Annotated in this window: 15 protein-coding genes and 2 pseudogenes; 4 read left to right on the forward strand and 13 right to left on the reverse strand. The window is 67.4% G+C overall.

From position 1 onward, the window contains the following. Positions 1 to 35 precede the first annotated feature (35 nt). From ndk to ileS, 5 genes are read right to left on the reverse strand one after another with little or no spacing between them, the layout of a single operon-like run. A complete protein-coding gene (ndk, locus tag K9D12_RS03630) occupies positions 36 to 464 on the reverse strand; it encodes a nucleoside-diphosphate kinase (protein ID WP_047311371.1) in 429 nt (142 codons plus the stop codon). A gap of 47 nt (positions 465 to 511) precedes the next feature. Further along, the gene (locus tag K9D12_RS03635; RefSeq protein ID WP_223059513.1) at positions 512 to 1,378 is read right to left on the reverse strand and encodes an undecaprenyl-diphosphate phosphatase; all 867 of its coding nucleotides are present in this window, start codon (positions 1,376 to 1,378) and stop codon (positions 512 to 514) included. Next, positions 1,375 to 1,785: a DUF4233 domain-containing protein gene (locus tag K9D12_RS03640; protein ID WP_223059514.1), complete on the reverse strand. Its 411-nt coding sequence runs from the start codon at positions 1,783 to 1,785 to the stop codon at positions 1,375 to 1,377. The genes K9D12_RS03635 and K9D12_RS03640 overlap by 4 nt, the downstream gene beginning before the upstream one ends. Beyond that, positions 1,782 to 3,185: a glutamate ligase domain-containing protein gene (locus tag K9D12_RS03645; RefSeq protein WP_223059515.1), complete on the reverse strand. Its 1,404-nt coding sequence runs from the start codon at positions 3,183 to 3,185 to the stop codon at positions 1,782 to 1,784. The genes K9D12_RS03640 and K9D12_RS03645 overlap by 4 nt, the downstream gene beginning before the upstream one ends. After that, complete coding sequence (ileS, locus tag K9D12_RS03650) at positions 3,182 to 6,562, reverse strand: isoleucine--tRNA ligase (protein WP_223059516.1); 3,381 nt, start codon at positions 6,560 to 6,562, stop codon at positions 3,182 to 3,184. The genes K9D12_RS03645 and ileS overlap by 4 nt, the downstream gene beginning before the upstream one ends. Positions 6,563 to 6,891: 329 nt before the next feature. Between ileS and K9D12_RS03655 the strand changes: the two genes are divergently transcribed. After that, positions 6,892 to 8,169 (forward strand): alpha-hydroxy acid oxidase, encoded by a 1,278-nt coding sequence (locus K9D12_RS03655; RefSeq protein ID WP_223059517.1) that lies wholly within the window; start codon positions 6,892 to 6,894, stop codon positions 8,167 to 8,169. Positions 8,170 to 8,294: 125 nt separating this feature from the next. Here K9D12_RS03655 and K9D12_RS03660 read toward each other — a convergent pair whose 3' ends face one another. After that, a complete protein-coding gene (locus tag K9D12_RS03660; protein WP_223059518.1) occupies positions 8,295 to 8,675 on the reverse strand; it encodes a hypothetical protein in 381 nt (126 codons plus the stop codon). Between the two features lie 206 nt (positions 8,676 to 8,881). On the opposite strand from K9D12_RS03660, the gene K9D12_RS03665 reads away from it, so the two are divergent. After that, on the forward strand, positions 8,882 to 9,592 hold the full coding sequence (locus K9D12_RS03665; protein ID WP_223059519.1) for an SDR family oxidoreductase: 711 nt from the start codon (positions 8,882 to 8,884) through the stop codon (positions 9,590 to 9,592). A 439-nt stretch (positions 9,593 to 10,031) separates the two neighbouring features. Here the strand turns inward: K9D12_RS03665 and K9D12_RS15055 are convergent, their stop codons facing one another. Further along, entirely contained in the window at positions 10,032 to 10,166 is a 135-nt protein-coding gene (locus K9D12_RS15055) for a hypothetical protein (protein ID WP_255573063.1), read from the reverse strand. A gap of 58 nt (positions 10,167 to 10,224) precedes the next feature. Continuing rightward, positions 10,225 to 10,431, reverse strand: a pseudogene (locus K9D12_RS14790) (ATP-binding protein); the annotation flags it as partial. 88 nt (positions 10,432 to 10,519) lie between these two features. Between K9D12_RS14790 and K9D12_RS03670 the strand changes: the two are divergent. Further along, entirely contained in the window at positions 10,520 to 10,792 is a 273-nt protein-coding gene (locus tag K9D12_RS03670; RefSeq protein WP_370633447.1) for a hypothetical protein, read from the forward strand. A gap of 165 nt (positions 10,793 to 10,957) precedes the next feature. Here K9D12_RS03670 and K9D12_RS03675 read toward each other — a convergent pair. The 3 genes and pseudogenes from K9D12_RS03675 to K9D12_RS03685 all read right to left on the reverse strand — a co-directional run bounded on the left by K9D12_RS03675 (position 10,958) and on the right by K9D12_RS03685 (position 13,553). After that, positions 10,958 to 12,088 (reverse strand): annotated as a pseudogene (locus K9D12_RS03675) (NAD(P)/FAD-dependent oxidoreductase). Between the two features lie 451 nt (positions 12,089 to 12,539). After that, a complete protein-coding gene (locus K9D12_RS03680; protein WP_223059520.1) occupies positions 12,540 to 12,806 on the reverse strand; it encodes a DUF2500 family protein in 267 nt (88 codons plus the stop codon). 159 nt (positions 12,807 to 12,965) lie between these two features. Continuing rightward, positions 12,966 to 13,553, reverse strand: a complete 588-nt coding sequence (locus tag K9D12_RS03685) for a T6SS immunity protein Tdi1 domain-containing protein (RefSeq protein WP_223059521.1) — start codon at positions 13,551 to 13,553, stop codon at positions 12,966 to 12,968. 164 nt (positions 13,554 to 13,717) lie between these two features. Between K9D12_RS03685 and valS the strand changes: the two genes are divergently transcribed. Beyond that, complete coding sequence (gene valS / locus K9D12_RS03690; RefSeq protein WP_223059522.1) at positions 13,718 to 16,399, forward strand: valine--tRNA ligase; 2,682 nt, start codon at positions 13,718 to 13,720, stop codon at positions 16,397 to 16,399. 90 nt (positions 16,400 to 16,489) lie between these two features. On the opposite strand, the gene clpX is transcribed toward valS, so the two are convergent. Together clpX and K9D12_RS03700 are read right to left on the reverse strand one after the other, a co-directional pair. Beyond that, positions 16,490 to 17,728 (reverse strand): ATP-dependent Clp protease ATP-binding subunit ClpX, encoded by a 1,239-nt coding sequence (gene clpX, locus K9D12_RS03695; RefSeq protein ID WP_223059523.1) that lies wholly within the window; start codon positions 17,726 to 17,728, stop codon positions 16,490 to 16,492. A gap of 233 nt (positions 17,729 to 17,961) precedes the next feature. Then, positions 17,962 to 18,624 carry an ATP-dependent Clp protease proteolytic subunit gene (locus K9D12_RS03700; protein ID WP_118914032.1) on the reverse strand — a complete coding sequence of 221 codons (663 nt, stop codon included), beginning with the start codon at positions 18,622 to 18,624 and terminating at the stop codon, positions 17,962 to 17,964. Between the last annotated feature and the right edge of the window lie 21 nt (positions 18,625 to 18,645).

Below are 18,645 nucleotides of genomic sequence, written 5' to 3' on the forward strand. Positions count from 1 at the left end.
GCCCGGGTCGGCGATGAGTGAGTCGCGCACCTCGATCAGAGGTTGGGGAACCAGATGCCGATCTCGCGCTCGGCCGACTCCGTGGAGTCGGAGCCGTGGACGATGTTCTGCTGCACCTTGAGGCCCCAGTCGCGGCCGAGGTCGCCGCGGATCGAACCGGGGGCGGCCTCCGTCGGGTTGGTGGCGCCGGCGAGCGAACGGAAGCCCTTGATGCAGTCGTTGCCCTCGATGACGGCGACGACGACGGGGCCGGAGCTCATGAACTCCACGAGCGGCTCGTAGAACGGCTTGCCCTCGTGCTCGGCGTAGTGCTCGGCGAGCTGCTCACGCGTGGCCTCGGTGACCTGCAGCGCGGCGAGGCTGTAACCCTTCGCCTCGATGCGGCGCAGGACCTCGCCGGTGAGGCCGCGACGGTAGCCGTCGGGCTTGACGATGACGAGCGAACGCTCGGTCTGTGCGGTCATGACGGGTTCCTCCAGAGGAAGTTTTCGAGTGCTTGCTTCGGATGATGTCAGGCGTGCACGGCGGTGTCGACGACGCCGGTGGCGAGCAGCACGTAGATGACGAGCGCGAGCCCGATGCGGTAGATGACGAACGGTCGGAAGTTGTGGGTCGAGATGTACTTCATCAGCCACGAGATGACGGCGTAGCCGACACCGAAGGCGATGACGGTGGCGATACCGATCATGCCCCAACTGCCCGAGTCGGCGTCCTTACCGGCCGAGGCGACCTCGACGACCTGCAACGCGCCCGAGGCGAGCACGGCCGGGATGGCGAGGAGGAATGCGTAGCGCGTTGCCGCCGGACGCGAGTAGCCCATGAACAGACCACCGGCGATCGTGCCGCCCGAACGCGAGACACCCGGGATGAGCGCGAGCGCCTGGAAGAGACCGAACTTGAGGCCGTCGGCCCACGACAGGTGCTCGAGGTCCTTCTCCGTCTGCTTGTTCTCGAGGCGCTTGTCGGACTGGATGTCGGCCACCATGATGACGAGCGCGAAGACGAGCAGCATCGTCGCGGTGATCCACAGGTTGCGCAGCGTGCCCTCGATCGCATCCTTGAACAGGATGCCGAGCAGGGCGATCGGGATGGTGCCGGTGATGACGAGCCAACCCATGCGAGCGTCCGGGTCGTTCTTCTCGACCTTGCCGGTCAGCGACCCGAACCACTGCTTGACGATGTGGACGATGTCCTTCCAGAAGTACACGAGGACGGCTGCCTCGGTGCCCAGCTGGTTGATCGCCGTGAAGGCCGCGCCACCACCGTCGTTGCCGAAGAAGATGCGCCCGACGAGGAGCTGGTGCGCCGATGACGAGATCGGCAGGAACTCGGTGAGCCCCTGCACCACGCCGAGGACGATCGCCTCGAGCCAGTTCATGTACTACTCCCAACGAAGTTGCGCGTCAGTTCGTCCATCTTGTCGCCCTGCACGAGCGCGGTGATCCACAGCGCGAGGAAGAGCAACCCGGCGATGAGCATCAGTGGTGCGATGAACGCGGTGAGCAACGTAGCCACCTGAAGCACCCACCCTAGGGGGATGCCGATCGACTTCCGCATCGACGCGGAGGCGTACAGACAAAGCACAGCCAGACCGAGGCCACCCCAGAGGTAGAGGCTCTGGTTGCCGCCGCCGTCGGGGTGCTCGGCGTTCTCCAGACCCCACGCCGTGAGGGCGAAGAAGAACAGGATGAACGCCTGGCAGCCGATCGTCGCGCCGGCGAGCTGTCGCGTCTTGCGCTCACCGATGCCGGTGAAACGCAGGCGCCGGATCCATTCGGCGGTCACGAGTTCGTCACCCCCAGGAGCATGCGCACCTCGGCGGCCGTGATGACCGACCCGGTGGCGAGCACACCACCGCCGACGCCCTCTTCGTCGGCCAGCTGTGCGGCGTGGTCGAGCGCGTCCGGCAGGTTCTCGATGACGGTGACACGGTCGTCGCCGTACAGCTCGGCCGCCAGCGTGCCCAGCTCCCGCGGCGCCATCGAGCGCGGCGAGGTGTTGCGCGTGACGACGACGTGGTCGAGCGTCGGCTCGAGGGCCGTGAGGATGGCCTCGGCGTCCTTGTCCGCGAGCACGGCGACGAGACCCACGAGGCGGTTGAACTGGAACGAGTCGGCGAGCGCCTCACGCAACGCGGCCGCACCGGCCGGGTTGTGCGCGGCGTCCACGACGACCGTGGGTGAACGGCGAACGATCTCGAGACGACCGGGCGACGTCACGCCTTCGAGCGCTGCGCGCAGGACGTCGTCGTCGATCTTCTGCTCGCCCCCGCCGAGGAACGCCTCGACAGCCGCGATCGCGAGCGCCGTGTTGTGCGCCTGGTGCTCGCCGAAGAGCGGCAGGAACAGATCGGCGTACTCGGCGGCGAGGCCACGCACGGAGATCATCTGTCCGCCGACGGCAGGTTCGCGGGCTGTCACGCCGAAGGCGTCGTCCTCGCGCAGCATCGTGGCGTTGACCTCGAGGCAGTACTCGCGCACGATCTCGTCGACCTCGGGGGCCTGTTCGGCGACGACGGCGATGCCGCCCGGTTTGATGATGCCCTTCTTCTCCCCCGCGATGTCCTCGAGGGTGTCGCCGAGCAGGCGCGTGTGGTCGATGGCCACGGGTGCGATGACGGAGACGACGCCGTCAGCCACGTTCGTGGCGTCCCACACGCCGCCGAGGCCGACCTCGACGACGGCGACGTCGACGGGCGCGTCCGCGAACACGGCGTAGGCGAGGACGACGAGGACCTCGAAGTAGGTCATCGTCGGCTCGTCGGCGGCGAGGCATTCGGCGTCGACCATCGCGATGAACGGCTCCACGTCCGCCCAGACCGCGACGAAGCGCTCCGGGTCGACCGGCTCCCCGTTGAGCGCGATGCGCTCACGGAAGTCGTGCAGGTGCGGCGAGGTGAACCGGCCTGTCTTGAGGCCGTGCTCGCGCAGCACCCGCTCGACGATGCGCGTCGTCGTCGTCTTCCCGTTCGTGCCCGTGAGGTGGATCATCGGGAACGTCTTCTGCGGGTCGCCGAGCAGTTCCATCGCCCGGCGCACGCGCTCGAGCGACGGCTCCGGGTTGTTCTCCGGGGTGCGCGCGAGGATCGAGTCCTCGATCTCGCGCACCCGCAGGCGCAGCGCGGCCTGGTGCTCGGCCTCGCGGGCCTCGGCGTCAGGAGCGCCGCTTCGCTTCGTGGGCGTCACTTGCCCTCCACCTTCTTCACGACGATGCGAACCTTCTGCTTGTCGCCGACCTCGGCCTCGGTGCCGACGCCCTCGGGCAGCTGGTGCGCGGCACCGGCCGAACCGAACTGGACGGCGAGCGTCTCGCGCATGATGAGGTCCTGGTGCGCGACGGTGGCGCCCCAGACCTCGTCGTCACCGGTGACGGTGAGCGAGATGCGGTCGGAGATGTCGAGTCCGGCGTCGCGGCGGGCCTGCTGGACGGCGCGCACGACGTCACGGGCGAGCCCCTCGGCGGCGAGCTCCGGGCTCACTTCGGTGTCGAGGACGACGAAACCGCCGCTCGGCAGCATCGCTGCCGCCGTGTTGGCGCCGGCCTTGTCGGCGTCGACAGCCATGTCGAGCGTGTACTCGCCCTCGACGAGTTCGAGCCCGCCGGCGGTGACGACGCCGTTCGCGTCGACCGACCAGTCACCCGACTTGCTGCCCTTGATGGCCTGCTGGACGTTCTTGCCCAGGCGCGGGCCGGCAGCGCGAGCGTTGACCGACAGGCGCTGGCTCACACCGAAGCGGTCGGCGTCGGCGCTCGCCGAGTCGGCCAGGACGAGGTGACGCACGTTGACCTCGTCGGAGACGAGGCTCGCGAACTCCTCGAGCTGGTGCGGGTTCTCACCGACCACCGTGACGCTCGCGAGCGGCAGACGCACACGCAGGCGCTCCGCCTTGCGCAGGCCGAGCGTCACCGAGCAGACCTCACGGGCACGATCCATGGCGGCGACGAGCTCGTCGTTCGCCGGCAGGTCGTCGGCGACCGGCCAGTCGCTGAGGTGCACGGAGCGGCCACCCGTGAGACCGCGCCAGATCTGCTCCGTCTCGAAGGGCAGCAGCGGTGCGGCGACGCGCGTCACGACCTCGAGGGCCGTGTAGAGCGTGTCGAAGGCCTCGGCCGACAGGGACTCGTGCGACTCACCGGTCTGCGCCGAGGCGCCCGTGCCCCAGAAGCGCTCGCGGCTGCGGCGGATGTACCAGTTCGTCAGGACGTCGAGGAAGCCGCGCACGCTCTCGCAGGCACCGGCGATGTCGTAGGCGTCCAGCTGCGCCTGCATCGTCTCGACGAGGTCACGCAGCTTGGCGAGCAGGTACCGGTCGAGAACGTCGGTCGAGCTCGTCGTCCACTTGGCCTCGTATCCCTCGCCGCCGTTGGCCGCGTTGGCGTACAGCGCGAAGAACGACCAGGCGTTCCACAGCGGCATCATGACCTGACGCACGCCGTCGCGGATGCCCTGCTCGGTGACAGAGAGGTTGCCGCCGCGCAGGATCGGGCTCGACATGAGGAACCAGCGCATCGCGTCGGCGCCGTCACGGTCGAACACCTCGGACACGTCCGGGTAGTTGCGCAGCGACTTGCTCATCTTCTGCCCGTCGCTGCCGAGCACGATGCCGTGGCAGATGACGGAGGAGAACGCGGGCTTGTCGAACAGCGCCGTCGCGAGGATGTGGAGCGTGTAGAACCAACCGCGCGTCTGACCGATGTACTCGACGATGAAGTCGGCCGGGAAGTGGTTCTCGAACCAGGCCTCGTTCTCCATCGGGTAGTGCACCTGCGCGTAGCTCATCGAGCCGGAGTCGAACCAGACGTCGAGCACGTCGCTGACACGGCGCATCGTGGACTGGCCGCTCGGGTCGTCCGGGTTGGGGCGCGTGAGTTCGTCGATGAACGGACGGTGCAGGTCGGGTTCGCCGGCGGCGTTCACCGGCAGCGTGCCGAAGTCGCGCTCGAGGTCGGCGAAGGAGCCGTACACATCGACACGCGGGTAGGCGGGGTTGTCCGACTTCCACACCGGAACGGGGCTGCCCCAGAAGCGGTTACGGGTGATCGACCAGTCGCGTGCGTTCTCCAGCCACTTACCGAACTGGCCGTGCTTGACGTTGCCGGGCACCCAGGTGATCTCGTCGTTGTGCGCGAGCATGCGCTCCTTGATCTTCGTCACCTCGACGAACCAGGAGCTCACCGCCATGTAGATGAGCGGCTGACGGCAGCGCCAGCAGTGCGGGTAGGAGTGGTCGTAGCTCTCGCGGCGCACGAGAAGCGTGCCGTCGCTGACGTGGCCCTTCTCCCCCGCACCCTTCGTCGCCGCCTTGAGGTGGTCGATGATGTGCGGGCTCGCGTCGAAGACCTGCATGCCTTCGTAGTCGCTCACCGGGTAGGTGAAGCGGCCGTCGGGGCCCACGGGAACGACCGGTGGGATGCCCGCGGCGTCCGTGGCGGCCTTGTCCTCCTCACCGAAGGCGGGGGCCATGTGGACGAGGCCCGTACCGTCGTCGGTCGTGACGTAGTCGGCCGAGAGGATGCTCCACGCCGCGCTGCCCGCGAGCTTCTCCTCGTCCGCGAAGTAGGTGAAGGGTGCGGTGTAGCGGCGTCCGACGAGGTCGCGGCCCTTCAACCGCTCGACGACTTTCCCGGCGAGCGCGTCGGCGTCCAGCTTCTCGCCGAACAGGTCCTTGGCGTAGGCCGCGAGGCGCGCTTCGGCGATGACGTAGCGCTCGCTCGAGCCGGTGGGGGCGTCAGCCTCGACGACGACGTAGTCGATGTCGGGGCCGACGGAAACGGCGAGGTTGCTCGGCAGCGTCCAGGGCGTCGTCGTCCAGATGAGGGCCTTCTCGCCCGTCTCCAGGGTGAAGCCGACCGTCACGGCCGGGTCCTGACGGTTCTGGTAGACGTCCTCGTCCATGCGCAGTTCGTGGTTGGACAGCGGCGTCTCGTCGTTCCAGCAGTACGGCAGCACGCGCAGGCCTTCGTAGATGAGGCCCTTCTCGTACAGCGACTTGAACGCCCAGATGACCGACTCCATGTAGCCGGCGTTGTACGTGCGGTAGCCGCGCTCGAAGTCGACCCAGCGGCCCATGCGGCCCACGTAGTCGACCCATTCGTCGGCGTACTTCATGACGCTCGCCTTGGCGGCGTCGTTGAACGCCTCGATGCCCATCTCGACGATCTCGTCCTTGGTCTTCAGACCGAGCTGACGCATCGCCTCGAGTTCGGCGGGCAGGCCGTGGGTGTCCCACCCGAAGACACGGTCGACCTTCTTGCCGCGCATCGTCATGTAGCGCGGCACGAGGTCCTTGACGTAGCTCGTGAGGAGGTGGCCGTAGTGCGGCAGACCGTTGGCGAAGGGCGGGCCGTCGTAGAAGACGAACTCGTTCTCCCCGTTCTCACCGGCGTCACGCTGTTCGATCGAGGCGCGGAAGGTGTCGTCGGCCGCCCAGTAGTCGAGGACGGCGCGTTCGATGTCGGGGAACGCGGGCGAGGAGGGCACGCCCTTGATCCCGAATGCCTCACCGGCGTGCTGATCTGCGGCAGTGGCATTCTGGGTGAGGTCGTCCTTTGGGTAGGTCATGGCGGCATCCTTTGCGCGGTCAGGTCGGGTGCAAGGACGACGGCACCGACATGTGTCGGAACCTCGCGGTACCACCTTGCTTGCCATCTCGAACCCGCGTGCGCAGGGAGCGATCTGACCGCTTCATGCCGGCTGTGACGGGCCACTCCCGCCCGGTTCTACTGAGTGTCTCCATGTGGTGGCACTGTTCTTCCGGGGACTCGCCGCTGATGACGGCTCGAACGTCGTTACGACCATGGTAGCGAGCGGCGACGGTGTGAGGAAAACGCGCCCCGGAGGATCAGGGGCGAGGCCCGATGTCTGTTCGGCCGCGGTCGTAGTGTTGAGCGATGACGTCCTCGCACCACTCCCGCCCCATCCCCGCCGCGCTGGAACGCCGCATGCCGGATGTTCGTGAACTGGCATCGCTCGTGCGGTTCGCCAAACCGTCGACCGATCGCGTCGGGCGTCGGCTGGAGAAAGCCACGAGCGTCTGGGAACTGCGCGAGATCGCGAAGCGACGCACACCGAAGGCTCCGTTCGACTACGTCGACGGCGCCGCCGAGGCGGAGATCTCCCTGCGGCGCTCGCGGCTGAGCTACCGGAACGTGGAATTCGTGCCCCACGTCCTGCACGACGTCTCGGATGCCGACACCTCGACCGAGATCTTCGGGCGACGTGTCGCGATGCCGCTCGGCATCGCCCCCACCGGCTTCACCCGGATGATGCACAGCGAGGGTGAATACGCCGGTTCCGCAGCCGCCGCCGACGCCGATATCCCCTTCTGCCTCTCGACGATGGGCACCGCCTCGATCGAGGACGTCGCGACCCATGCGCCGGACGGTGACAACTGGTTCCAGCTCTACCTGTGGAACGACCGCGAGGCTTCGGCAGCACTCGTCGAGCGGGCTTGGCAGGCAGGCTTTCGCACGCTCGTCGTCACGGTGGACACGGCCATCGCGGGCGCACGCCTGCGCGACACGCGCAACGGCTTCTCCATCCCGCCGCAGCTGACCGCCCGGACGGTCCTCGACGCAGCGGCGCACCCGCACTGGTGGTTCGATTTCCTCACCCACGAGCCGCTGTCATTCGCGTCGCTCTCCCGTAGTTCGGGCACCGTGGCCGATCTCGTCAACCGCATGTTCGACCCGTCACTCGACCACGACGACATCGCGTGGCTCGCCCAGCTGTGGCCGGGGCGCCTCGTCGTCAAGGGCGTGCAGAGCGTGCCTGACGCGGCCCGCATCGCCGAGGGCGGTGTCGACGGGATCATCCTGTCCAACCACGGGGGCCGTCAGCTCGACCGCGCACCGATCCCGTTGCACCTGTTGCCCGAGGTGCGTGCCGAACTCGGCGATGCCTTCTCGATCGGCATCGACACGGGGATCATGGACGGTGCCGACGTCGTCGCCGCCGTCGCGCTGGGCGCCGACTACGCGCTCGTGGGGCGCGCCTACATGTATGGCCTCATGGCCGGTGGTCAGCGCGGCGTCACACGCATACTCGACCTCATGCATACCTCGATGCGACGCACGATGCGTCTGGTCGGCGTCAACGCGATCGACGACCTGACGCCGGAGCATGTCAACCTCATGACGCCTCAACCGGCTCGCGGCCACTGGGTCTGACGCTCCGCGACCCCGGCGATCCGGTCGACGTTCCGCGTCGCATGACATGCGCAAGGTTGATGGATTGCCCCACGCAAACGGGCCTCCTGGTCCTCGCGGCGCACTGGAGGACCACGAGGAGCGCGTCAGACGCGCAGGTATCCGGTGGACTTGGCGCCGAGGCTGTTCGAGAGCGTGAACTTCACGCGGTCGTTCTCGTAGAGACGGGAAGAGTTCTTCTTGAATTGCGAACACGCTTGTTTGCCTACCTTGGCGTTCAGCGTCAGGGAGTGCAGCCCCCTGCCACCCTTGGAGAACGCCACGCTGAGTCGCGCGGGCGACGATGAACCTCGCCCGATGCAGAAGGTGTCAGTCGCGGCGTAGTAGGCGTAGTACAGCGTGGTTCCGGCATTCCAGGTCTTGCCGATCGACGGTCCCGCTGACGCGGACGATGCAACGCCGGTGCCCTTGACGGCAATCCCTCCGGCCAACAGAGTTGCTGAAACTGCGCGCTTGATGTTCATCACGTCCCCTCCTGCGTGGTTGTGACACGGCTCGGGAGCAGGTGTCCCTGCGCAGGTTCCGGACAGGGAGGCGCCCACCGTTGCGCACGGCCGCGCCGCGATGCGGTGCGCTCGGTGGCTCGCCCGGAGCGCGCATGACGCCCCGGCCGCGCGAGGTCGTGAACCGGGCGGGGACGCGGTCTGTCTGGGGACGCCGATAGCGTGGGGTCATGAGCGAACGTCCCGTCATCCTGGTCACCGGTGGAACGCGCGGCATCGGCCGAGCGATCTGTGACGATCTGGCCTCCGACCACGAGTTGATCGTCGGCGGAACCGACCCCGCTGCGGTCGCTGCGGCCTGTGAGCGCTACGCATCGGCCCGCCCGTTCGCGGCCGACCTCACGGACGCCGACGCCGTCGAGCGGGCCGTTGACGAGCTCGGCCTCGAGCGGCTCGACGGTCTCGTGCATTCCGCTGGCCTACTCGGCAGCGGCGCCTTCCGCGACCTCTCGCGTGACGACTGGCGTCGCACCTTCGAGGTCAACGTGTTCGCCGTCGCGGATCTGACTCGGCTCGTCCTGCCCGCTCTCGAGGAGGCGTCCGGAACGGTCGTCGTCATCAACTCGGGTTCGGGGCTCACGGCCAACGGGCCCGGCGGCGTCTACTCGGCGTCCAAGTTCGCGGCTCGCGCACTCACCGACGCGATGCGCGAGGAGCTTCGACCGGCAGGGATCCGTGTCTCCTCCGTTCACCCGGGCCGCGTGGCCACGGACATGCAGATCGAACTCAACGACTTCGAGGGGCGCGAGTACGACGCGGAGAACTACCTGCGCCCGGAGTCGGTGGCCGGCGCCGTCCGCGCTGCGTTGACGGCCTCGCCGGACGCCAACCTCGACATGGTCTCGGTCCGCCCCGGCCCCGCAGCCACGAACCGCGCCTGAGCGCACGATGTTGTGTTGTTTGGGCACCGTATGAGGCGCACAAACAACACAACATCCTCGCAATGTGGCGTGCTTCGACTCCGTGACCTGACGTCGTCAGCCGATCTCCCGTAGCGAGCGGGTCGGGGTCTACCCACCCCCAGCCGCCCTGATCGTCGCGGACACGAACCGGCGGCGCGGCCTCACCCGTCCGACACGCCAGATCGTGAGCCGTGAGGTACGCGTCGCGAGCTTCGAGAATGCCCGAGACCATGTCCGGGACGAGGCGGTTGGGAATGATGCCCTGCTCACCGACGCCGGTGCTCGTACTCGTGTTTCCGTCGGCCCAGGCGAACATGACGCCGTGTCGGCCCGCGCTGATCGCAACGATCTCCTCGATCGGGACGGCACGAGCGAACACCGGCTTACGGAGAACAACGGCTTCCTCGTAGAGCATGAGCTATGTCCTTGCCATGCCGGTGAACGGCAACCCACCGAAGATGAGGGCCCATCCGGCAAGCTCCGCCTCGCCGAAGGGGCTCACGACGATGATGCCCGCGACCACGATGAGGGAACCGAGCAGAGGCATCGTCACGACTTGCCTGTGAGCAGCTTCGCTTTATGTCGTCGTTTTCGCCGCGATCGGTGTCGGGTTAGGTGGTGGCGATGACGAGGGTGCTGCGGGCGGCTTCGACGACGTCGATGGTGATGACGTCGAGCTCGTTGATCTTCAGGACACGTTGGATCTGAGTAAGGAGGCGCTCAAGGAGCCGGAGGTTGCCGCGGGTGATGCGTTCGACGGCGGCGACGGCTTGCGCGTCGGTGAAGTCGTCGGGGTCGAGTGTCTTGCCGAGCTTGCGTCAAAGAGGTTCGAGGACGAGGGAAAAGCTCCAGGAAGTCTGGGGCACGTCGCGGAACCGTTCCTAGCGTCGCACCGACTATTGAAGTGTGGGTGGTCGTTGTTCGACCGCCGCTGCGAGGGACCCTAGCCAGGACGAACCGCTGCTCGATGCGGGCAACACGCTCGTCGCCGCGGAGCTGGACATGCGCGTTGTCGCGGTGGCCGATCGCGTGATCGATCTTGGACTCGGCGCGGGCGACGCCGGCGGGGCCGTGGTTGCAGCTGGTACGCCCGCCTACGTCGCGGACAAGGGCGTCGGTGCTTCCGCGGGCGACCTTGCCGCCGCACTGCAGGCAGCCACCAACGCGACCCCAATGTGACGAGTGTGTCGCTGTGCGATCTGAACATCGCACAGCGACACACTCGACGAGGTCGTAGTCTCACGCGGGAAGCTTAGAGGCCAGGACGTCCAACTTCTCGATCGTGGGTTCGCTGAACAGTTTGCCGGCCAGGATCTCGGGTCACCCGGGATTGGGAGACACGCCCTAGCTCTGGGCCTCGCCGAGGCGCGCTTCGGGCGTGAGCTCGGCGCGGAGACCACCGCCGGTCGCAGCCCGGGCAAGAGCGCGACCCAGCGCAGGTGCCTGCTTGAACAGATTGTGACCGGCCACAAAAAGGACAGAGTCTGCCTCCCACACGGCCACGCCGTCCTCGCTCCATGGGAGGTCGGTCACCCAGCAGTGAAGAAAGTCGCGCGGCTCTGGGTGGAGACCGGGCAGCGCCCGTGTCACGTATTCGCGTGCGCGTTCGTCCAGTGATCGAATCGCCGCCGGGTCGATGAAAGTTCCGTCGTCGCGGACGCCGACGGTGTCGCTGAGTCAGACCGAATAACTGCTGTTGCCCGGTAGCGGCGTCGCGTACACGCCGACTTCGCCGAAGACGCCGCTGCTGTCCTGCAGGCACGCGACTCGTGCCGGGGCGGCGGCTTTCACGTCGAAGGTCAGCCTGACGTGTGCGGCAAGGCGAACCGGCAGCGACAGGCCGACGCTGCGGGCCAGGCGGGCGGTTTCGCGGCCGGCGCACACGACCACCTTGGAGTAGACAGCTCGGTCGGTGACGCTGCGCACCTCGACCGTCCCGTCGGCGCGGGGATCGATGGAGATGACCTCACCGGTGGTGACCGCATCTCCGAGGGCACCCGTGAGTGCCGTGATCGCGGCTCGGGTGCGGATCGCGCCGCCCGACTCGTCGAGCATCGCTGGCCCCGAGTACCCAGCGAGCAGCGGCATCCGCTGGGCGACCTCGGCCGCGTCGATCTCGTGCGCTTCCACGCCGCCGACCTCGTCGAGCACCCGCAGCCGCGCCAGGGCGCTGTCTCCGATCGCCAGGACACCGTCCGATGAGACCAGCTCGACGTCGAAGTGTTCGGCCCACTCATCCCATATGCCGCGGCTTTCGCGCGCGAAAGCGACGAGTCGCGGGTCGTCGTGGGCATGCCGGAAGATCCGCGACTCGCCTGCGGACTGACCCGATCCGGGCAAACCAGCCTCGTACAAGCGGACCGGCACGCCCTGCTCCCGCAGCGCGTACGCCGTCGACAGACCGACGATCCCGCCCCCGATCACCGCTACCTCGGGTGAACGCGTCGTGGCAACGCCGTCGTCAGTTCCTGTCATCACGGTTCCCCGATCTGTTGGTGATTAGCGATAGGCCGCAAGAGAAGGGGTCGCTGCCACGACGTCAGCGGGCTGCGTGAGCCCGAAGTCCGTGCGCAGCGAGCCCTCCTTTCTGGGCCCAGTATTCCCGGTCTGTGGTGTCAGGCGGGGAGTTTGGAGCCCAGGACGTCCAATTTCTCGATCGTAGGCTCGCTGAACAGTTTGCCGGTCTGCTCGCCGCCCACACGACCTGGTGCCCCCTCCCGTGCCCCTCGGGTCGCGCTGGTCTTGGCGTCGGTGACGCCCTGCAGACAGACGACACGACGCTAAGGCAAAAGGACGCCACCGAGCGAAGCTGCTCACAGACTTGCCAGACGGGTGGGCGCCACGTCGCCAGCAGGGTGGAACTCACGCGAGGCGTCCGAAACCTCACCTCAAACTCCCGCCCTGGCAGCGTTCACATGCGTGACGATCAATAGTCCGACGACTCCGTCGGGTACGGCAAGGCCTGCGTGCTGGGGTCGAATCCCTTGAAGCGTGTTCCCTGGATGGTGAGCTGGCCCTCGTCACCCTCGGCCAGCTGACCGTCGTAGCGGCCGTTGACCGGCAACTCATGTCGCTCGTTGGTATGGCTGAGCTGGAACGTGACGTAGTACCACGGCGACGTGCTCGAGGAGGACGGAGCACCACCACTGGCCGGGTAACTCGAGGTACTCGTCTCCTGACGTTTCTCGGCCACCCTCGCGGCGCACGGGCGCACGACCAGTCCGCGCGGTGGTCGAACCCTAAAGTCACACCCTGAACATTTCCTGTGGGGTGAATCACGCTCTCAACATTCGTGCGCTGATGACGAAGGACGAGGCCGCCTCGACCTCGTCCTTCGTCCTCAGTGCTTGCCTCAGCGCTGACGCTGCTCGCGCACCATCCGGTGGGTCAGGAGGGCGTGCTGGACGCCGTCGCCCTTCGTCAGCGACTCGGGGCTGACGGAGCCGCCCAGGGGAAGCATCGGCGTGAAGTAGTAGAGCTCGCCGTCGCCCAGCGGGCCGAGCTTCGAGCGCGCACCCTGGTGCGGGCCGCGCAGGTCGGAAAGGTGCGAGCTCTGCGAGAGCAGGTGCTCGGTGAAGAACTCCTCGACAGAACCGGCGACCACCATGTTCGTGAGGAAGTGCGGGTCGAGGCACTCGACCTGGCCCGACGGAGCCACGTGGTACACGTGCCCGAAGCTCGTCACGGCGAACGGAATGCTCGACACGTCGGCGCCGAACCACTCGACGAGCACCGGCATCCACCGGCTCGGGTCGACGAGCAACAGTTCCTGCTGGCCGTACCAGCCGAGGCCGTGGCGGCGGTACAGCTCGACGAGCGACGAGGGCAGCTTGCCCTGCGCGTACTCGAGGAAGCCCTCCCCGAGCGGCATCACCTGGGTGGGGGCGTACCGCGAGACGAACGGCTCCAGCGCGAAGGACCCACGCGAGTCAAAGTTCATCGGACTTACTCCTTCTCGGGTTCACGCACCGACTCGCAGCCACTGCGCGAACGCCTCATCGTCGCGCGCCCGCGCTGTCGCGGGGCACGCCCATTCCTTCTAAGACTAGGCGGACGGCGCGGGCGTTGTCGCATCGAGGTGAAAGGGCATGAAAACATGGCCCCATGACTGCTGACTCCACGCCCACCGCTCGTCCCATGCCGGACAAGCCCACCGTCGACGGACTCGAAGACACGTGGGGCGCGGTATGGAAGCAGAACGGCACGTACACCTTCGACCGTGAGCGTGCGCTCGATCTACCCCGCGAGCAGGTCTTCGCCATCGACACTCCCCCGCCGACAGCGTCGGGGTCACTCCACGTGGGCCACGTCTTCAGCTACACCCACACCGACTGCATGGCGCGCTACCAGCGCATGCAGGGGCGTGAGGTTTTCTACCCGATCGGTTGGGACGACAACGGCCTGCCCACCGAGCGTCGTGTGCAGAACTACTACGGCGTGCGCGGTGACGCCACAAAGGCCTACATCCCCGACTACACCCCGCCGCTGCAGGGTGCCGAGGGCAAGAGCGTCAAGGCCGCCGACCAGGAACCGATCGGTCGTCAGAACTTCATCGAGCTGTGTGACCTGCTCACCGTCAAGGACGAGGAGACGTTCGAGGATCTCTTCCGCCGCCTCGGCATCAGCGTCGACTGGAACGTCTCCTACCGCACGATCGACGAGCGTTCGCGCGCCGTCGCCCAGCAGGCCTTCCTGCGCAATCTGAAGCGCGGCGAGGCCTACCAGCAGGAGGCGCCGGGCCTGTGGGACGTCACGTTCCAGACGGCCGTCGCCCAGGCCGAGCTCGAAGCGCGCGACTACCCGGGCGCCTACCACCGCGTCGCGTTCCACAGCGACGCTGCTGACGACGGCCGCGTCTACATCGAGACGACGCGCCCCGAGTTGCTCCCCGCCGTCGTCGCGCTCATCGCGCACCCGGACGACGAGCGCTACCAGCCGCTGTTCGGCACCACGGTCAGGAGCCCGCTGTTCGGCGTCGAGATCCCGGTCCTCGCTCACCCGATGGCGGAGATGGACAAGGGTGCCGGCATCGCGATGTGCTGCACCTTCGGTGACCTCACCGACGTGCAGTGGTGGCGCGAACTGCAGTTGCCGACCCGCTCGATCATCACGCGCAGCGGCCGCATCACCGCCGAGACCCCCGAGTGGATCGCCGGCGGCCCGGGTGAGGAGCTCTTCGCCGAGAACCTCGCGACGAAGACGACGTTCACGGCCCGCGAGAACGTCGTCAAGGCGCTCATCGCCTCCGGCTACCTCGACGGCGAGCCGAAGAAGACGCAGCGCAAGGCCAACTTCTTCGAGAAGGGCGACAAGCCCCTCGAGATCGTCACGAGCCGCCAGTGGTACATCAAGAACGGTGGACGCGACGCCGACCTGCGCGCTGCCCTCGTGGAACGCGGCAATGAGATGACCTGGCACCCGGGCTTCATGCAGAGCCGCTACACGAACTGGATCGAGGGCCTGCACGGCGACTGGCTCATCTCGCGCCAGCGCTTCTTCGGCGTGCCGTTCCCGATCTGGTACCCGGTCGACGCGCAGGGCGAGACCGACTACGACAACCCGATCGTGCCCGACGAGGCCGACCTGCCGATCGACCCGCAGGGTCAGGCGCCGAAGGGCTACGACGAGTCCCAGCGCGGTCAGGCGGGCGGCTTCGTCGCCGACCCGGACGTCATGGACACGTGGGCCACGTCGTCGCTTTCGCCGCAGATCGCCACCGGCTGGCCGATCGCCGACGGCAGCGCCCACGGCAGCGACGCCGAGCTGTTCGCCAAGATCTTCCCGATGGACATGCGCCCGCAGGGCCACGACATCATCCGTACCTGGCTGTTCGCGACCGCGGTGCGCGCGCACCACGAGAACGGCTCGGTGCCGTGGACGAACACGGCCATCTCCGGCTGGATCCTCGACCCGGACCGCAAGAAGATGTCGAAGTCGAAGGGCAACGCGCAGACGCCCGAGGACGTCGTCAAGGAGTTCGGCGCCGACGCCGTGCGCTACTGGGCCGCCTCCGGGCGCCTCGGCACCGACGCCGCGTACGACACGGGTCAGATGAAGGTCGGCCGTCGCCTCGCGATGAAGATCCTCAACGCCTCGAAGTTCGCGTACATGACGCCGGAGCCGAGCGCCGCCGACGGTGACCTGCTCGCGCTCGTGACGCAGCCGCTCGACACGTCGATGCTTGCCACGCTGCACGACGTCGTCGAACGCGCCACGAAGGGCTTCGAGGCCTGGGATTACACCCGCTCCCTCGAGCTGACCGAGACGTTCTTCTGGACGTTCTGTGACGACTACATCGAGCTCGTCAAGGAGCGCGCCAACAACCGTGACGGCAAGTTCAGCGACGCCGAGGCCGCTTCGGCCCAGGCGGCGGTCCGCATCGCTCTCGACGTGCTGCTGCGCCTCTTCGCGCCGGTGTTGCCGTACGCCACGGAGGAAGTGTGGTCGTGGACGCACGCGGACTCGATCCACCGCGCGCCGTGGCCGTCGGTCACAGGCTCGACCCTCCCGGCCGACGCCGACCCGAAGGTTCTCACGGCGGTCTCGCAGGCTCTCGCGGGTGTGCGCCGCGCCAAGTCGGACGCGAAGCTCGGCATGCGTGCCGAGGTCACGTCGATGACGCTCGCGGGCCCGGCTGACGCTCTCGCAGCCGCCGAGAAGGGTGAGGCCGATCTGCGCGCTGCAGGTCGCATCACCGGTATGACGACGGCGGTCGAGGAGACCGAGGGCGCAACGCTCGTCGTGCGCGACGCAGAGCTCACGCCTCCCCCGCCGAAGCAGAAGTGACGCAGTGACACGACGAAGCGGCCCTGACCTTTGAAAGGTCAGGGCCGCTTCGTTCGTTCTCGCCCCTAGCCGTGGCGGCGAGAGCGTGAATCAGGCGGCGCGGCGACGCACGATCGTCGGGTCGACGCGGTCGAGCACGACCTCGCGGGTGACGACGACCTTGTCGATGTCGTCCTCGCTCGGCACGTCGAACATCACCGGCAGGAGCACCTCTTCGAGGATGGCGCGCAGACCGCGAGCGCCGGTGCCGCGGCTCATCGCCTGCTCGGCGACGGCGTCCAGGGCATCGGGCGTGAACTCGAGCTTCACACCGTCGATCTCGAACATGCGCTTGTACTGCTTGACGAGGGCGTTCTTCGGCTCGGTGAGGATGCTCACCATGCCCTCACGGTCGAGCGGCTCGACGGTCGTGATGACGGGCAGACGACCGATGAACTCGGGGATGAGGCCGAACCTCATGAGGTCCTCGGGCTGCACCTCGGCCATCGAGGCATCGCCACCGGCGGGCGTGTGCAGCTGCGAGCCGAAGCCGAGGCCCTTCTTGCCGTTGCGGTCCTCGATGATCTTCTCGAGGCCCGCGAACGCACCACCGACGATGAACAGCACGTTCGTCGTGTCGATCTGGATGAACTCCTGGTGCGGGTGCTTGCGCCCACCCTGGGGCGGCACCGAGGCGGCCGTGCCCTCGAGGATCTTGAGCAGCGCCTGCTGCACGCCCTCACCGGAGACGTCGCGCGTGATCGACGGGTTCTCGCTCTTGCGGGCCACCTTGTCGATCTCGTCGATGTAGATGATGCCGGTCTCGGCCTTCTTCGTGTCGAAATCGGAGGCCTGCAGTAGCTTGAGCAGGATGTTCTCGACGTCCTCACCGACGTAGCCGGCCTCCGTCAGCGCCGTGGCGTCCGCGATGGCGAACGGGACGTTGAGCATCTTGGCCATCGTCTGGGCGAGGTAGGTCTTGCCACAGCCGGTGGGGCCGATGAGCAGGATGTTGGACTTGGCGATCTCCACCGGGTCCTTCGACGTCGAGTCGGACGCCTGGACGCGCTTGTAGTGGTTGTAGACCGCGACGGCGAGGGCGCGCTTGGCGGCGTCCTGGCCGATGACATACTCGCGCAGGAAGTCGAAGATCTCGCGCGGCTTCGGCAGCTTCTCGAGGCCGAGATCGACCGAGTCGGTCAGCTCTTCCTCGATGATCTCGTTGCACAGGTCGATGCACTCGTCACAGATGTAGACGCCGGGGCCGGCAATCAGCTTCTTGACCGTCTTCTGGCTCTTGCCACAGAACGAACACTTGAGCAGATCGCTGCTCTCGCCCACTCGTGCCACCGGTCGTTCCCTTCGTCGTCCTACCTAGACAACACGGGGATCGCCCCCGTGAAGTGCACCGCACGACGGTAGTTCACCGCGCACGTCTCCCCCATCATTGAACCGCGCGTGGCGGCTCGACGCGAGCCTGTTCGCCACCGGCGGAAAGCCCGCGTCACCTACGCGAACGCGCCGGCACCCCCGAAGGGCACCGGCGCGTTCGTGTCGTCACGTCGCGTTCACAGCGCGAGGCATCACTGCTCGAGCGAGGCCTTGCGGCTCTGCAGCACCTCGTCGACGAGACCGTACTCCTTGGCCATCTCGGCCGTGAGGATCTTGTCGCGGTCGATGTCGGCTCGCACCTGCTCGACGCTGCGACCGGAGTGCTTCGCCAGCGTCTCCTCCAGCCAGTCACGCATACGCATGATCTCGTTGGCCTGGATCTCGACGTCGGAGGCCTGGCCACCCGAGCCCTCCATGGCCGGCTGGTGGATGAGAACGCGAGCGTTCGGCAGCGCGAAACGCTTGCCCGGCGCACCGGCACCCAGCAGCACAGCGGCGGCCGAAGCGGCCTGGCCGAGCACGAACGTCTGCACGTCCGGGCGGATGTACTGCATCGTGTCGTAGATCGCCGTGAGGGCCGTGAACGAGCCACCGGGCGAGTTGATGTACATGAGGATGTCGCGGTCCGGATCCTGCGATTCCAGGACGATGAGCTGCGCAATGATGTCGTCGGCCGACGCGTCGTCGACCTGGACGCCGAGGAAGATAATGCGGTCCTCGAACAGCTTCGTGTACGGGTCGAGGCGCTTCGTGCCGTAGGAGGTGCGCTCCTCGAACTGCGGCAGGATGTAGCGGCTCGTGGGCATCGGCGCCGTCACGCCGCCGTGAGCGCCCGTCGGGTTCGTGTAGTTCATTGAATTACTCCGTCAGTAGTC

Origin of the sequence: Dermacoccus sp. Tok2021 (assembly GCF_019895135.1) — a bacterium.
GTDB classification, from domain to species: Bacteria; Actinomycetota; Actinomycetes; order Actinomycetales; family Dermatophilaceae; genus Dermacoccus; species Dermacoccus abyssi.

Excerpts from the sequence above, each read along its gene's own strand:
- K9D12_RS03700 (WP_118914032.1), bottom strand. The coding sequence starts at position 18,624 with ATGAACTACACGAACCCGACGGGCGCTCACGGCGGCGTGACGGCGCCG.
- valS (WP_223059522.1), top strand. The coding sequence starts at position 13,718 with ATGACTGCTGACTCCACGCCCACCGCTCGTCCCATGCCGGACAAGCCC.
- K9D12_RS03655 (WP_223059517.1), top strand. The coding sequence starts at position 6,892 with ATGACGTCCTCGCACCACTCCCGCCCCATCCCCGCCGCGCTGGAACGC.
- K9D12_RS03665 (WP_223059519.1), top strand. The coding sequence starts at position 8,882 with ATGAGCGAACGTCCCGTCATCCTGGTCACCGGTGGAACGCGCGGCATC.
- ileS (WP_223059516.1), bottom strand. The coding sequence starts at position 6,562 with ATGACCTACCCAAAGGACGACCTCACCCAGAATGCCACTGCCGCAGAT.
- K9D12_RS03635 (WP_223059513.1), bottom strand. The coding sequence starts at position 1,378 with ATGAACTGGCTCGAGGCGATCGTCCTCGGCGTGGTGCAGGGGCTCACC.
- ndk (WP_047311371.1), bottom strand. The coding sequence starts at position 464 with ATGACCGCACAGACCGAGCGTTCGCTCGTCATCGTCAAGCCCGACGGC.
- K9D12_RS03685 (WP_223059521.1), bottom strand. The coding sequence starts at position 13,553 with ATGAACTTTGACTCGCGTGGGTCCTTCGCGCTGGAGCCGTTCGTCTCG.